The 12,212-nt window shown below is 74.7% G+C and carries 11 protein-coding genes; 4 read left to right on the top strand and 7 right to left on the bottom strand.

Features of this window, described 5'->3' with window-relative positions:
* From ACFVTF_RS24760 to metF, 3 genes are all read right to left on the bottom strand, one after another.
* A partial coding sequence (locus ACFVTF_RS24760) for a heavy metal translocating P-type ATPase (protein ID WP_387816549.1) occupies nt 1–1,061 on the bottom strand: 1,061 nt, incomplete at its 3' end.
* Nucleotides 1,062–1,227: 166 nt separating this feature from the next.
* A complete protein-coding gene (locus tag ACFVTF_RS24755) occupies nt 1,228–2,391 on the bottom strand; it encodes a permease (protein ID WP_387816547.1) in 1,164 nt (387 codons plus the stop codon).
* Nucleotides 2,392–2,530: 139 nt separating this feature from the next.
* Entirely contained in the window at nt 2,531–3,472 is a 942-nt protein-coding gene (metF, locus tag ACFVTF_RS24750; RefSeq protein WP_387816545.1) for a methylenetetrahydrofolate reductase [NAD(P)H], read from the bottom strand.
* A 249-nt stretch (nt 3,473–3,721) separates the two neighbouring features.
* Here metF and ACFVTF_RS24745 point away from each other — a divergent pair, with 249 nt between their 5' ends.
* Nucleotides 3,722–4,069, top strand: a complete 348-nt coding sequence (locus ACFVTF_RS24745; RefSeq protein WP_387816543.1) for a heavy-metal-associated domain-containing protein — start codon at nt 3,722–3,724, stop codon at nt 4,067–4,069.
* A 97-nt stretch (nt 4,070–4,166) separates the two neighbouring features.
* Here the strand turns inward: ACFVTF_RS24745 and ACFVTF_RS24740 are convergent, their stop codons facing one another.
* Both ACFVTF_RS24740 and ACFVTF_RS24735 read right to left on the bottom strand, forming a co-directional pair.
* Nucleotides 4,167–4,709 carry an MOSC domain-containing protein gene (locus tag ACFVTF_RS24740; RefSeq protein WP_387816540.1) on the bottom strand — a complete coding sequence of 181 codons (543 nt, stop codon included), beginning with the start codon at nt 4,707–4,709 and terminating at the stop codon, nt 4,167–4,169.
* A gap of 64 nt (nt 4,710–4,773) precedes the next feature.
* Nucleotides 4,774–5,397, bottom strand: a complete 624-nt coding sequence (locus tag ACFVTF_RS24735; RefSeq protein ID WP_387816538.1) for a TetR/AcrR family transcriptional regulator — start codon at nt 5,395–5,397, stop codon at nt 4,774–4,776.
* A gap of 103 nt (nt 5,398–5,500) precedes the next feature.
* Between ACFVTF_RS24735 and ACFVTF_RS24730 the strand changes: the two genes are divergently transcribed.
* A complete protein-coding gene (locus ACFVTF_RS24730; protein ID WP_387816536.1) occupies nt 5,501–7,063 on the top strand; it encodes an FAD-dependent monooxygenase in 1,563 nt (520 codons plus the stop codon).
* Nucleotides 7,064–7,244: 181 nt separating this feature from the next.
* On the top strand, nt 7,245–8,492 hold the full coding sequence (locus tag ACFVTF_RS24725; RefSeq protein ID WP_387816534.1) for a cytochrome P450: 1,248 nt from the start codon (nt 7,245–7,247) through the stop codon (nt 8,490–8,492).
* Between the two features lie 76 nt (nt 8,493–8,568).
* Here the strand turns inward: ACFVTF_RS24725 and ACFVTF_RS24720 are convergent, their stop codons facing one another.
* Entirely contained in the window at nt 8,569–9,777 is a 1,209-nt protein-coding gene (locus ACFVTF_RS24720) for a Dyp-type peroxidase (protein WP_387816532.1), read from the bottom strand.
* Between the two features lie 31 nt (nt 9,778–9,808).
* Here ACFVTF_RS24720 and ACFVTF_RS24715 point away from each other — a divergent pair, with 31 nt between their 5' ends.
* Complete coding sequence (locus ACFVTF_RS24715) at nt 9,809–11,173, top strand: right-handed parallel beta-helix repeat-containing protein (RefSeq protein WP_387816531.1); 1,365 nt, start codon at nt 9,809–9,811, stop codon at nt 11,171–11,173.
* Nucleotides 11,174–11,215: 42 nt separating this feature from the next.
* On the opposite strand, the gene ACFVTF_RS24710 is transcribed toward ACFVTF_RS24715, so the two are convergent.
* Nucleotides 11,216–11,980 carry a hypothetical protein gene (locus ACFVTF_RS24710; RefSeq protein ID WP_387816529.1) on the bottom strand — a complete coding sequence of 255 codons (765 nt, stop codon included), beginning with the start codon at nt 11,978–11,980 and terminating at the stop codon, nt 11,216–11,218.
* Nucleotides 11,981–12,212: the final 232 nt, after the last annotated feature.

The following is a 12,212-nucleotide window of genomic DNA, read 5'->3' as shown; positions in this document are numbered from 1 at the left end:
TCGGCGAGGCGCTGGGCGGCGGCCTTGCCGTTCTGGGCCTCCTCGACCAGCCGGGCCATCCGGGACAGCTGGGTGTCCGCGCCGATCCGGGTGGCTTCGACGACCAGCCGGCCGCCGGCGTTGACGGTGGCGCCGGTGACCTGGTCGCCGACGCCGACCTCGACCGGTACGGACTCGCCGGTCAGCATCGAGGCGTCCACCGCCGAGGCCCCTTCGACCACCGTGCCGTCGGTGGCGATCTTCTCGCCCGGCCGCACCACGAACCGGTCGCCCACGGCCAGGCCGCCGACCGGGATCCGGACCTCGGCCCCGCCGCGCAGCACGGTGACGTCCTTGGCGCCCAGTTCCAGCAGCGCCCGGAGCGCGGCGCCCGCGGTGCGCTTGGAGCGGGCCTCGAAGTAGCGGCCGGCCAGGATGAAGGCGGTGACGCCCGCCGCCGCCTCCAGGTAGATGTTCGACGAGCCGTCGCTGCGGGCGATGGTCAGCTCGAAGCCGTGCCGCATGCCCGGCATCCCGGCGTCGCCGAGGAACAGCGCCCACAGGGACCAGAGGAACGCGGCGCCGGTGCCGAGCGAGACCAGGGTGTCCATGGTCGCGGCGCCGTGCCTGAGGTTGGTCCAGGCGGCGCGGTGGAACGGCCAGGCGGCGTAGGTGACCACCGGCGCGGCCAGCACCAGCGACAGCCACTGCCAGTTGTCGAACTGCAGGGCCGGCACCATCGCCATCGCGATCACCGGTACCGCGAGCGCCACCGCCGTGACCAGCCGCTGGCGCAGCGGGGCGAGTTCGTCGGCCGACTCGGCCTGTCCGGCCGGGCCTTCGGCGGCCGGCGGCTTCGGCAGCGCGGCGCTGTAGCCGGTGGCCTCGACGGTGGCGATCAGGTCGGCGACGTCGACGCCCGCGGGGAAGGCGACCTTCGCCTTCTCGGTGGCGTAGTTGACGCTCGCCGAGACGCCGTCCATGCGGTTCAGCTTCTTCTCGATCCGGGCCGCGCACGAGGCGCAGGTCATGCCGCCGATCGAGAGTTCCACCTCCGTGGAGGCGGGTGCCTGGGTGGTCATCGTTGCTCCTCGTGACAGTCGTCGTTCCGGGACCGTGCTGAGCGTCTCCGGTCCGACCTTCATACCCTAGGGGGGTATTGGTCGGCGTCGGGTTCCTTTATACCCCCCAGGGGTACCCGAGGCAAGCATTCGACCGATACCCCCGAGAGGTACCCGCCGCTAGGCGTCAGCGCTGGTCGTGCCGGTGCGCGTCCCCGGCCGCGGGCTCGCCGCCCATCATCCGGAGCATGGCGCGGCCGCCGGTGCGCAGGAAGCGGGCGAGCAGGGCGGCGGCGAGCAGCAGGAAGGCGATGTTCAGCCAGGTGGTGTAGTTCCACTCGATGCCCGCCATCGGGATCTCGGCCTCGCGCCGGTCGGGGACCAGGCCGAGCGCGCCGAAGAGGAACTCGACGGTGTAGCCGGCCACCACCATGGCCGCGTAGAAGGTGCCGAGCAGGAACAGGGCCGTCCGGCGCCCGTAGTACTTCCGGTAGATGTTGAGGATCGGCAGGATCAGCAGGTCCGCGAAGATGAACGCGACGACCCCGCCGAAGCTGATCCCGCCCTTCCACAGCACCACCGCGAGCGGCACGTTGCCGATCGAGCAGACGAAGGACGCCATCGCCACCAGCGGGCCGACCAGCGGACCCCACAGCCGGCCGGCGAGCGGGTGGTCGGCGAAGAAGAAGGCCTGCCAGAAGGAGTCCGGCACCCAGGCGGCGATGGCACCGGCGATGAGCAGCCCGAGGACGAGGTCCTTGAGGATGGCCGCCCACTCCATCACGAACACGTGCGACACGGCCGTGACGCCCTGCCGGGACAGCAGCCGCCGGGCGAAGGAGCCCTCCCCGGCGACGGACATGTCCATCGCCGCGTGGCCCTCCATCGAGCCGGCCAGGCCGCGTTCCGCCTGGGCGCGGGCCTCGCGCAGCAGCCGGTCACGCAGCAGCAGCCGGAAGAGCAGGGCGAGGACGAGGATCATCACCGGCCCGCCGACGAACTCGGCCGCCGTGAACTGCCAGCCGAGCAACAGGGCCAGGATGACGCCGAGTTCGACGACCAGGTTGGTCGAGGCGATCTCGAAGGCCATCGCGGCGGTGAAGTTCGCGCCCTTGCGGAACAGCGAGCGGGCGAGGGCCACGGCCGCGTACGAGCAGGAGGAGGAGGCCGCGCCGAGGAGCGCGGCGACGCCGAGGGTGCGGGGGCGGTCGTCGCCGAGCAGCCGGACGACGGTGGACTTGCGGACGACGGCCTGGACGACGGCGGAGAGCAGGAAGCCGAGGATCAGCGCCCAGGTGATCTCCCAGGTCATCGATCCGGCGATGGACAGCGCGTGCAGGATCGCGTGCATGGGGGGTCCGCCTTCCCTGGTGCCCCGGGTTCGCCAGCGCCGAGCACCATATACCCATACCGGGTATCACCCCTCGCACCTCGCCGGGGGTCCGGCCGCTCCCCCGCCAGACCCCTGCCGGACCTCCGTCAGCCCTCCGTCAGGCCGCCGCCAGCGGGGCCGAGGACCGTGCCGCCCGGTCCAGCCCGAGGTTGCGGTGGATCTCCAGGGCCGCGGTGGAGCGGTTCAGCGTGATGAAGTGCAGGCCGGGCGCACCCTCGCGGAGCAGCCGCTCGGCCATCCGGGTGGCGTGGTCGACGCCGATGCGGTGCGCGGCCGGCCGGTCGCCGCGGGCCGCCTCCAGCCGTGCGGCCAGGCCCGCCGGGAAGGAGGCGCCGCTGAGTTCGGCGAAGCGGGCGATCTGGCGGACGTCGGTGGCCGGCATGATCTCCGGAATGACCGGGGTGTCGCAGCCGGCCTCGGCGAGCCGGTCGCGCAGCCGCAGGTAGTGCTCGACGTCGAAGAACATCTGGGTGACGGCGTAGTCGGCGCCCGCCCGGCACTTGGCGACGAAGTGCCGGATGTCGTCCGCCCAGTCCGCCGAGCGCGGGTGGCGCTCCGGGAAGGCCGCCACCCCGACCGTGAACGCGCCGCAGCCCTTGACCAGTTCGACCAGTTCGGCGGCGTGCCGCAGGCCCCGGGGGTGCGGCTGCCAGACGCCGTTCGGGTTGCCGGGCGGGTCGCCGCGCAGGGCGAGGACGTCGCGGATCCCGACGTCCGCGTAGCGCCGCAGGACGGCCTGGAGCTCGGCGGTGGAGTGGCCGACGGCGGTCAGGTGGGCCACCGGTCGCAGCGTGGTCTGGGCGGCGATCCGCTCGGTGGTCTCGATGGTGCGGTCCCGCGAGGAGCCGCCGGCGCCGTAGGTGACGGAGACGAAGGTCGGCGCGACCGCCTCCACCCGCCGGATCGCGGCCCACAGGGAGCGCTCACCGGCGTCGTCCTTGGCCGGGAAGAACTCGAAGGAGTACGTCCGCTCGCCGGCCGCCAGGATCTCGCGCAGTCCGCGCGGGCCGCGTGCTCCGGGTCGGGTGGTGTGGTCCATGGGGTCACCTCGGGTGATGGGGTCGGCCGCCTGCCGGCGCCGGCCGCCGGGATGCGGGCGGCCGCTTCCACCCTGCCGGAAGGGCGCAACGAGAGTGCCACAAGGATCGGTTGACGATCGGTCGAGCCCGTTCACGGCCGTCGCGGGCGACGCCCTCAATTACCCCTGGGGGGTATGGTACGTTCTCCAGGCGAAGCCGGCCGACCGCACCCGCGGCCGGCGCCGGGCACTGATGACAGGAGCACCCCCATGTCCGAGACCGCCGTCACCGTCGAGTCCCCCACCACCGAGACCACCACCGAGACCACCGCCGAGACCGCCGGCTCCTGCTGCGGCTCCTGCGGCACCGGCGCCGCCGAGGCCCCCGCCACCGGCACCGCCGGACGGGCCGTCTTCCAGGTCAAGGGCATGACCTGCGGCCACTGCGTCACCTCGGTGACCGCCGAGCTGCGGAAGATCGACGGCGTCACCGACGTCGCCGTGGACCTCGCCACCGGCGAGGTCACCGTCGACAGCACCCTGCCGCTCGCCGACGAGGCCGTCGCCGCCGCCATAGACGAGGCCGGCTACGACCTGGTCGGCCGCCTCGACGGCTAGGGGCTCTCAAGCCGAACGCCCCCGACGGCAGAGCCGTCGGGGGCGTTCGGTGTACGGGGTGGGGGTATGCCCGGCGGGATGCGGGCCGGGCAGCCGGTCAGACCCGGTCGAGCGGGCGGTGCGGGCCGGGCGGCAGCTCCACCGAGATCGCGTCGCCGGGAAGGACCGGTCCGCCCGCGCGCACGACGGTCATGATGCCGGCCCGGCGGACGACGGCGCCGTTCTCGTCACGCCCGACGACCTGCTTCAACAGCCCCTGCCGGTAGGCGTCGATCTGCCGGCACGGATTGCGCAGGCCGGTGACCTCCAGCACCGCCTCGGAGCCGATCCGCAGCACCGCGCCGACCGGCAGGCCGAGCAGGTCGAGGCCCCGGGTGGTGATGTTCTCGCCGAGCGCGCCCGGCGCCACCGCGAAGCCCGACTCGCCGAGTTCGGTGAGGAGTTCCTCGTGGATGAGGTGCACCTGGCGCAGGTTGGGCTGGTCCGGGTCCTGGGCGACCCTCGAACGGTGCTTGACCGTCACCCCGGCGTGCACGTCCCCCTCCACCCCGAGCCCGGTGAGCAGCACGATGCCGTCACGGTTCGGCTTGGTGAACGAGTACTCGGCGCTACTGCTGACCGCCACCACGCTGCCGCTCATGCGCGGACCCCTCTCGCGTACGGATGTTCGACCGGCTCCGAGCATAGGACCCCGGTCTCGCGGGTCAGCCCACGGAGGGCGCCCTGAGCAGCGGCAGGACGACCTCGTCGAGGATCTCGTCGACGACGTGGTCGGGCGGGACGCCGCCACCGAGCAGGGCGGCCTCGCGCAGGAGGTCGAGCGGGAGGGAGCAGGTGCGGGGGGTGAGCCGCGCGGGGTTGATCTCGCCCCGGTCGGCGGCGCGGCGCAGCATCGCCGTCAGGCCGCCCACCGGCCCCTGGGAGACCAGCCCGCGGAAGTGCTCGCGCAGTTCGCGGTCGCGCATCAGGTCGACCAGGAGGCCGTGCACGGCGTCCTGCGGCAGGTCGTCGAAGCGGTGCAGCAGCCTGCGCAGGAAGAGCGCGAGGTCGGCCCGCAGTTCGCCGGTGTCGGGCGGCTCCCGGTAGTCGGGGGCGTTGCGGCCGAGGGCGGCGACGACCAGCGCGGCGCGGTTGGGCCAGCGGCGGTAGAGCACCGGCTTGCTGGTCCGGGCGCGGGCGGCGACGCCGTCCATGGTGAGCCGGTCGTAGCCGTGGTCGGCGAGTTCGGCCCAGACGGCGTCGAGGATCGCCCGTTCCAGTTCGTCGCCGCGCCGGCGGGAGGCCCTGCCGCCCGCCGGTCCGTCCTCCGTCGCGCTGCCGGTCGTCATCGAGGTCCGCACCCATCCTCGTAGATACGTTGCGTTTCTTATCGGGTCGAGTCTACAGTCGAGATTAAGAAACGCGCCGTATCTTATGGAGGAGGGGCCCCTCATGAGCACTGCCCGTACGACCGACGTCCTCGTGGTCGGCGCCGGCCCGGTCGGACTGACGCTCGCCATCGGACTGGCCCGCGCGGGGGTCGACTGCCGGATCATCGAACGGGACCCGGCCTTCCGCGACCGCGGCGTCCGTGGCAAGGGCGTCAACCCCCGGACGCTGGAGGTGTTCGACGACCTCGGCGTGGCCGACGAGATCCTCGCCCGCGGCGACCTCAACCTCAAGATCCGCAGCTACCGGGGCGACCGGCTCCGCCACGAGGTCGACCCGGCACCCGCCAACGCCCCGACCCCCGACCGCCCCTACGGCGGCCTGCTGATGCTCGCCCAGCACCACACCGAGGCCGTGCTGCGCGACCGGCTCGCCGACCACGGCGTCACGGTCGAACTGGACACCGGGCTCGTCGACTACACCCAGGACGGGGACGGCGTCCTCGCCACCGTCCGGCACGGAGAGCGGACCGGGGCCGCCCCCGAGCGGATCGCCGCCCGCTACCTGGTCGGCTGCGACGGCGGCCGCAGCACCGTCCGCAAGCTCGCGGGCATCCCGTTCCTCGGCGAGACCTGGGAGGAGGAGCGCTTCCTGATGGCCACGATGCGCCTGGACGGGTTCGCGCCGGACGCCCTGCACGTCTGGGACGACCCCCGGTTCGGCGTCGGCGCCCTGGTGCTGGTCCCGCTGCGCCAGGACGACACCTGGGCCGTCCACGCCTCCGTCACCCCCGACGGGAACGGGCGGCTGCCCGCCCCCACCCTGGACACCTTCCGGCAGCTGTTCGCCGAACGGGCCGGCCTGCCCGACGTCCGGCTGCACGAGCCGACCTGGTCCACCGTCTGGCGGCCGACCGTGCGCATGGTCGAGCGCTACCGCGACGGCCGGGTGTTCCTCGCCGGGGACTCCGCCCACTGCCACTCCGCGGCCGGCGGCCAGGGCATGAACACCGGCATCCAGGACGCGCACAACCTGGGCTGGAAGCTGGCGGCCGCGCTGCGCGGCGCCCCCGACCCGCTCCTCGACAGCTACCAGGCCGAACGGCTGCCCGTCGCCCGCGCCGTCCTGGCCGCCTCCTCCGCCCAGCACCGGGCGCTGTTCAGCGGCGACGGCGGGGCCCGGGCCCTGACCGACCAGCTCCTCAGCCTGGCCAACTCGGCGGGCGCCGACCTCACCGGGCTGTCCGTCCACTACCGGGGCGGGCCGCTCGGCCGCGACCTGGACGACGCCACCGGCATCCGCGCCGGGGACCGCGCCCCGGACGCCCCCTGCGCCACCGCGGACGGCACTCCCACCCGCCTGTTCGACCTCTTCCGCGGCCCGCACGCCACCCTGCTGGCCTTCGGCGAGCACCCCGCCCTGTCCGCCCTGTCCGCCCTGCCCGACCTCCCGGGCGTGCGCCGGGCCGGCGTCCTCGACCCCGACGGCCACGCCCGCCGCGCCTATGGGATCGACGGCGACGCCGTCGTACTGGTCCGCCCCGACGGCCACGTCGGGCTCACCGCGGGGGCGGTCGACCCGGCCGCGTTCACCGCCTACCTGCGCGACCTCGGGCTGACCGGCTGACGGACCGGCCCCCTGACGGGCCGACGGGCTGACGGGCCGGGCCCGGTGAAACCCTGACCGGGGGAGGTGAAATCGCTACCATCGGGACCAACGGGACAAGCAGCAGCGGAATCCAACGATCCACGTAAATAAGACAGTTGGATTCTCATCCCGCGCCGGACCGCCAACCCCGAGGGAACCCATGTCCACCGCCGCACCCGCCCTCCCCCCGTTGCACCGACTCCCCGTCACCCCCGCCCAGCCGCCCCACCCCACCACCCTCCCCGACGGCACCCCCGCCTGGCTGGTCACCCGCTACCACGACGTCCGCCAGACCCTCACCGACCCCCGCTTCACCCGCGACGACCTGGCCGCCGTCGGCACCCCCGGCGGCGGCGCCGACGTCTCCAGCAACCCGGCGTCGATGTTCAACCAGGACGGGCCGGAACACCGCCGACTGCGCAGCACCGTCCAACGGGCCTTCACCGCACGCGCCATCGCCGGCTGGCAGCCCTGGGTCTCGGAGAGCGTCCAGCAGGCCGTCGACGCCCTCGCGGCCGGCGGCACCCCCGCCGACCTGGTCACCGCCTTCACCCGGCCGGTGCCCTTCGCCGTCACCAGCCGCCTGATGGGGCTCGACGGCGACGGCCCGGACCACCTCGACGAACAACGGCTCCGCCGCTGGACCAGGGCGATCCTCGCCGACGGCACCCCCGACGCCGGCGGCGACGCGGACGCCGGCGGCAGCGCGGCCGACAGCGTTGACGCGGCCGACGACGCCCTGGACCCGACCGAAGCGCTCGCCGAATACGCCGCCTACACCGGCGAGTTGATCGCCCGCCGCCGCCACCACCCCGGCGAGGACCTGGTCAGCCGCCTCGTCCAGGCCGCCGACCAGGACGGCGGCGTCCCCGAGGAGTCACTCGTCTACCTGGTCTGCGGGCTCACCGCCAGCGGCAACGAGAGCGTCACCGGCGCCCTCGGCAACGCCCTCGTCTACCTGCTCGGCGAACGCCCCGAGCACTGGCCCCGCCTCGCCGATCCCGACACCACCGAACGCGTCACCGAACGCCTCCTCCACTTCATCCCGCTCGGCGACGACGAGGCCACCACCCGGCGCGCCACCGAACCGGTCGACCTCGGCGGCGTCCGGATCCCCGCCGGCGCCGTCCTCGCCGTCAGCCTCGGCAGCGCCAACCGCGACACCGCCGTCTTCCCCGAGGGCCTCGACGCCGGCCTCGACCACCCCCTGCCCGCCCCGACCCTCGCCTTCAGCGCCGGCCCCCACTACTGCCTCGGCGCCTGGCGGATGCGCCTGGAGATGCGCGAATCCCTGCGCCGCCTCGCCACCGCGCTCCCGGGGCTGCGCCTCACCACCCCCATCGACCGGCTCAGCTGGCAACTCGGCACCACCACCCGCAGCCCCGCCCAGCTGCCCGCCACCTGGTAGCCGGGGGCGCCGGGCGCCCGCGGCGAGCAGCCCGCGCCGGCCTCCGGGCCGTCGTGGGCAAGCCCCCTGCTCCCCCTCAGCCCCAGAGCTGCTCGCCCAGGGCGGCGCCCTCGGGAGCGCCGGGGAGCACGTAGGCGACGGCGGAGGCCTGGTGCTGGAGGAACGGGTTGAGGGCGTCGCGGGTGGCGAGGCGGGTCTGGACGCGGGTGAACTGGGCGGGGTCGCGCATGAAGGCGCAGAAGAGCAGGCCGCGGTCGTCCGGGCCGTCGTCGTAGCTGTAGCCGCGGCGGAGCATGCGCGCGCCGCCGTCGAGGCGGGGGCTGCTGAGCCGGACGTGGGCGGTGGCGGGGATGACGTAGGAGCCGTCCGGGTTCTTGGCGTAGACGTCCGGTTCGTCGTGCTCGGCGCTGCCGGTGAGCGGGGCGCCGTCGCCCGCGCGGCGGCCGATGACCAGGTCGCGCCGATCCGCGGGGAGGGCCGCGAAGGCGGCGACGTCCATCCGGATCCGCCGGTAGACCAGGACGGTGCCGTTCTCGTGCGCCCCCTCCGGGCCCCAGACCCACTGCCGGGCGGTCGGCTCGTCGGGGTTGGCGGTGCCGTCCTTGAAGCCGAACAGGTTGCGGGCGGTGGTGCCCGGGGCGGTGGCGGGCAGGAAGCCGGACTGGGTCCAGCGGGGCGTGGCCCCGGCGGCGCGGGCGGCGGTGGTGGCGAGTTCGGCGACGACGGTCAGCGTCCAGCGGTCGGCGCCGCAGAGTTGGAGGAGGACGTCGCCGCCGCCGCGCGCCGGGTCGAGACGGTCGCCGGCGAAGGCCGGCAGGTCGGCGAGCGCGGTCGGGACGTTCAGGCCGAGCCGGGCGGCGAGGTCGGGGCCGACGCCCACCAGGCTGGTGAGCCGGGCCGGTTCGGCACCCTGGAGCCGCAGGTCCGGAGACATCCCGGCGGTCGCGGCGGCCAGCAGCCGGGTGAGGTCCGCGAGCAGGCCGCGCAGGGCGTCCCGGCCGCCCGCGGTGGTCGCGGGTGCGAGGTCGAAGGCCAGCAGCTGGGTCGCGGGTTGCGGCGGTGTGGTCACGCCGGCCTGTCGGGCGCCGTGGAAGAGGGGTGCCGGGCCCGGTGGCGGGGCCGCCGGGTGCGGCGCGGCGCCTTCGTGGCCGCCGTGCGCCAACGCCTGGACGCCGGCGCCGAGTCCGGCGGCGAGCACCGCCCCGGCCGCGAGCAGCGCCCTCCGCTCGACACCGGGTCCGGCGGCGTCCGTCTGTTTCCGCACTTTTCCGGTTTCGGCATGCATGGGCGACATTGGAGACGATAGAACACCTCTCATGCAAATCCTGATGATGCGTCAACTCGTTCACCGGCCCTCACCTGCACGTGCGACCAGACCGCTGCGGCAGTTGTCCGCGGCGCTGCTCGCCGCCGCCCTGGCGCTGTCCGGCTGCGCGGCATCGGACTCCTCCTCCGACGAGGCGCGCCACCCGGCCGGTACGGTCGTCCAGGTCCCGGAGGACTTCCCCACCGTGCAGAAGGCCGTGGACGTCGCGCGCGAGGGCGACACGGTGCTGGTCCACCCCGGCGTGTACCCGGAGAGCGTCCGGATCACCAAGCCACGCATCGTCCTGCGCGGGACGGACCGCAACGGCGTCGTCCTCGACGGCGGGGTGCGGCTCGTCAACGGCATCACCGTCACCGGCGCCGGCTCGGTGGTGGAGAACCTCACCGTGCACGGCTACCTCGCCAACGGCGTCCTGTTCACCGGCGTCACCGACGAGCACCTGCAACGGCACGGCGCCGGCGGCTCCGCGTACGACCCGCTGGACACCAACCGCTTCCCGCCCGTCCAGGGCTTCCGGGCCTCCCGGGTGACGGCGTACGACAACGGCCTGTACGGCATCTACGCCTTCGACGCGCGCGGCGGCGTGATCGAGGACTCCTACGCCTCCGGGCAGGCCGACTCCGGGATCTACGTCGGCCAGTGCAAGCCCTGCGACACCCTGGTGCACGGCAACACCGTGGAGCGCAACGCGGTCGGCATCGAGCTGACCAACGCCTCCGACGGGCTCAGCATCCTCGGCAACCGGGTGGTCGGCAACCGGGTCGGCGTGACGGTGAACTCCAACGACCTGGAGTCCCTCGCCCCGCAGCACGGCGCGGTGATCGCCGGGAACGTGATCGCCGACAACAACGCCGCCGACACCCCGGAGCAGGCGGACGGCGGCTTCGGCATCGGCCTCGGGATCGGCGGCGGCACCGCGAACCAGGTGCTGCGCAACCTCGTCCAGGGGAACCGCGCCGCCGGGGTCATCGTCACCGACCCGCCCGGGCACCCGGCGAGCGGCAACCGCGTCGAGGGCAACCGCGCCACGGGCAACGGCGTCGACCTCGTGCTGGCCTCCACCGACCCCGGCAACTGCTTCACCGGCAACACGCCCGACACCCAGAGCCCGGACCGGTTGGAGGGCCTGGCGGCGTGCGGGGCGCAGGGCCGCGGCCCGCTCCCCGGCGGCCGGCCCGCCACCGTCACGGCGCCGCCCGGCGTGCCGTTCCACCAGGTGCAGGCCCCGGCCGCGCAGCCCTCCCTGCCCGACCCCTCGGCGCCGGGCCGACCGGCGACGGACCTGCCGGGGCCCGTCGACCCGGACCGCTACGCCCTGCCCACGGACACCGCCGCCGTGCCGCAACCCCGGTGAGCCCGGGCCCCGGTGAGCCGCGGACCCGGCGGCCCCGGGGCCTCACCCGGCGGCCCACGGCGCCTCCGGCATCCGCACGCCGTCCTGCCGCCCGGTGAGGTCGACGGTCGTCGGGGTGCCCAGGCCGGACATCCGCATGGTGACCCGGCGCAGCGAGCCGGCGCCGTCGACCCAGTAGGTCAGCGGCGACGGCCCGCCGTCCGGGGCGGCGCCCTGGGCGCGCGGGCCCGAGAAGCGGTCGTAGTCGCGGCCGTCGATCCGGTCCCGGCCGAGCAGGCGCGCCCCGGACTGGGCGAGCAGCAGCGGGTTGTCCGGCCGGTCCGCGCCGAGGCGGACCAGCAGGCCGAGCCCGGCGTCCAGCGGGTCCGCCGTGTAGGAGCGCGGCGACCAGCCGGAGCGGGGGACGTGCTCGGCCTGCTCCCAGGCGGGGCCGGAGGCGGCCGGCTCCGGGGCCAGCCCGAGGCCGTCGCCGTCCCAGATGATCAGGCCGTGGTCGAGCTGGCCCGAGGCCCCGGACACCTGGTAGCGGCCCACCCCCCGGCGGGTGCGGTAGTCCACCACCCCCTCCACCCGGATCTGCACGCCGCCGCCCTCCGCCGCGGTGAGCGTCACGGCCGCCGGGCTGGCCTGGTACAGCGTCAGCCGGGACAGCGCCAGCCGGGACGCCTCGTCCATGGTCACCGCCCGTTCCTCCGGTTCGCCCCAGGCCGTCACCCCGAGGGCCGTGGCCCCGGCGACCAGCACCGCGCCGACCACCCCGACGAGCAGGCCCAACCGCGCCCTCTTCCCGATCTTCCTGCGGGCCATCTGGCAGCCCTCCTCCTTGTCATCACCGTCATGCTTGTCGTCGCCGGCGTGCTTGCCATCACCGTCGTGCCTGTCGTCACCGTCGTGGTTGTCGTCGCCGGCGTGCCTGTCGTCACCGTCGTGCGAACGAGCGGCGGGGGGGGCCCCGGCGGCGAGAGAGCCCCCCGCCCCCCCCCCCCCACCCACCGGGAAAGGTGTGGCGCCCGCCCCGGGAGCGGGGCCCGGGGCACCC

This window comes from Kitasatospora sp. NPDC057940, from assembly GCF_042887425.1.
GTDB lineage: Bacteria > Actinomycetota > Actinomycetes > Streptomycetales > Streptomycetaceae > Kitasatospora.
The sequence above is the reverse complement of the archived record's forward strand: the minus strand, read 5'-3'. Positions and strand labels throughout refer to the sequence as shown.

Bases quoted from the DNA above. Each gene is read 5' to 3' on its own strand.
- metF (WP_387816545.1), bottom strand. From the start codon at position 3,472: ATGGACCACACCACCCGACCCGGAGCACGCGGCCCGCGCGGACTGCGC.
- ACFVTF_RS24755 (WP_387816547.1), bottom strand. From the start codon at position 2,391: ATGCACGCGATCCTGCACGCGCTGTCCATCGCCGGATCGATGACCTGG.
- ACFVTF_RS24730 (WP_387816536.1), top strand. From the start codon at position 5,501: ATGAGCACTGCCCGTACGACCGACGTCCTCGTGGTCGGCGCCGGCCCG.
- ACFVTF_RS24735 (WP_387816538.1), bottom strand. From the start codon at position 5,397: ATGACGACCGGCAGCGCGACGGAGGACGGACCGGCGGGCGGCAGGGCC.
- ACFVTF_RS24710 (WP_387816529.1), bottom strand. From the start codon at position 11,980: ATGGCCCGCAGGAAGATCGGGAAGAGGGCGCGGTTGGGCCTGCTCGTC.
- ACFVTF_RS24720 (WP_387816532.1), bottom strand. From the start codon at position 9,777: ATGCATGCCGAAACCGGAAAAGTGCGGAAACAGACGGACGCCGCCGGA.
- ACFVTF_RS24745 (WP_387816543.1), top strand. From the start codon at position 3,722: ATGTCCGAGACCGCCGTCACCGTCGAGTCCCCCACCACCGAGACCACC.
- ACFVTF_RS24725 (WP_387816534.1), top strand. From the start codon at position 7,245: ATGTCCACCGCCGCACCCGCCCTCCCCCCGTTGCACCGACTCCCCGTC.
- ACFVTF_RS24715 (WP_387816531.1), top strand. From the start codon at position 9,809: ATGCAAATCCTGATGATGCGTCAACTCGTTCACCGGCCCTCACCTGCA.
- ACFVTF_RS24740 (WP_387816540.1), bottom strand. From the start codon at position 4,709: ATGAGCGGCAGCGTGGTGGCGGTCAGCAGTAGCGCCGAGTACTCGTTC.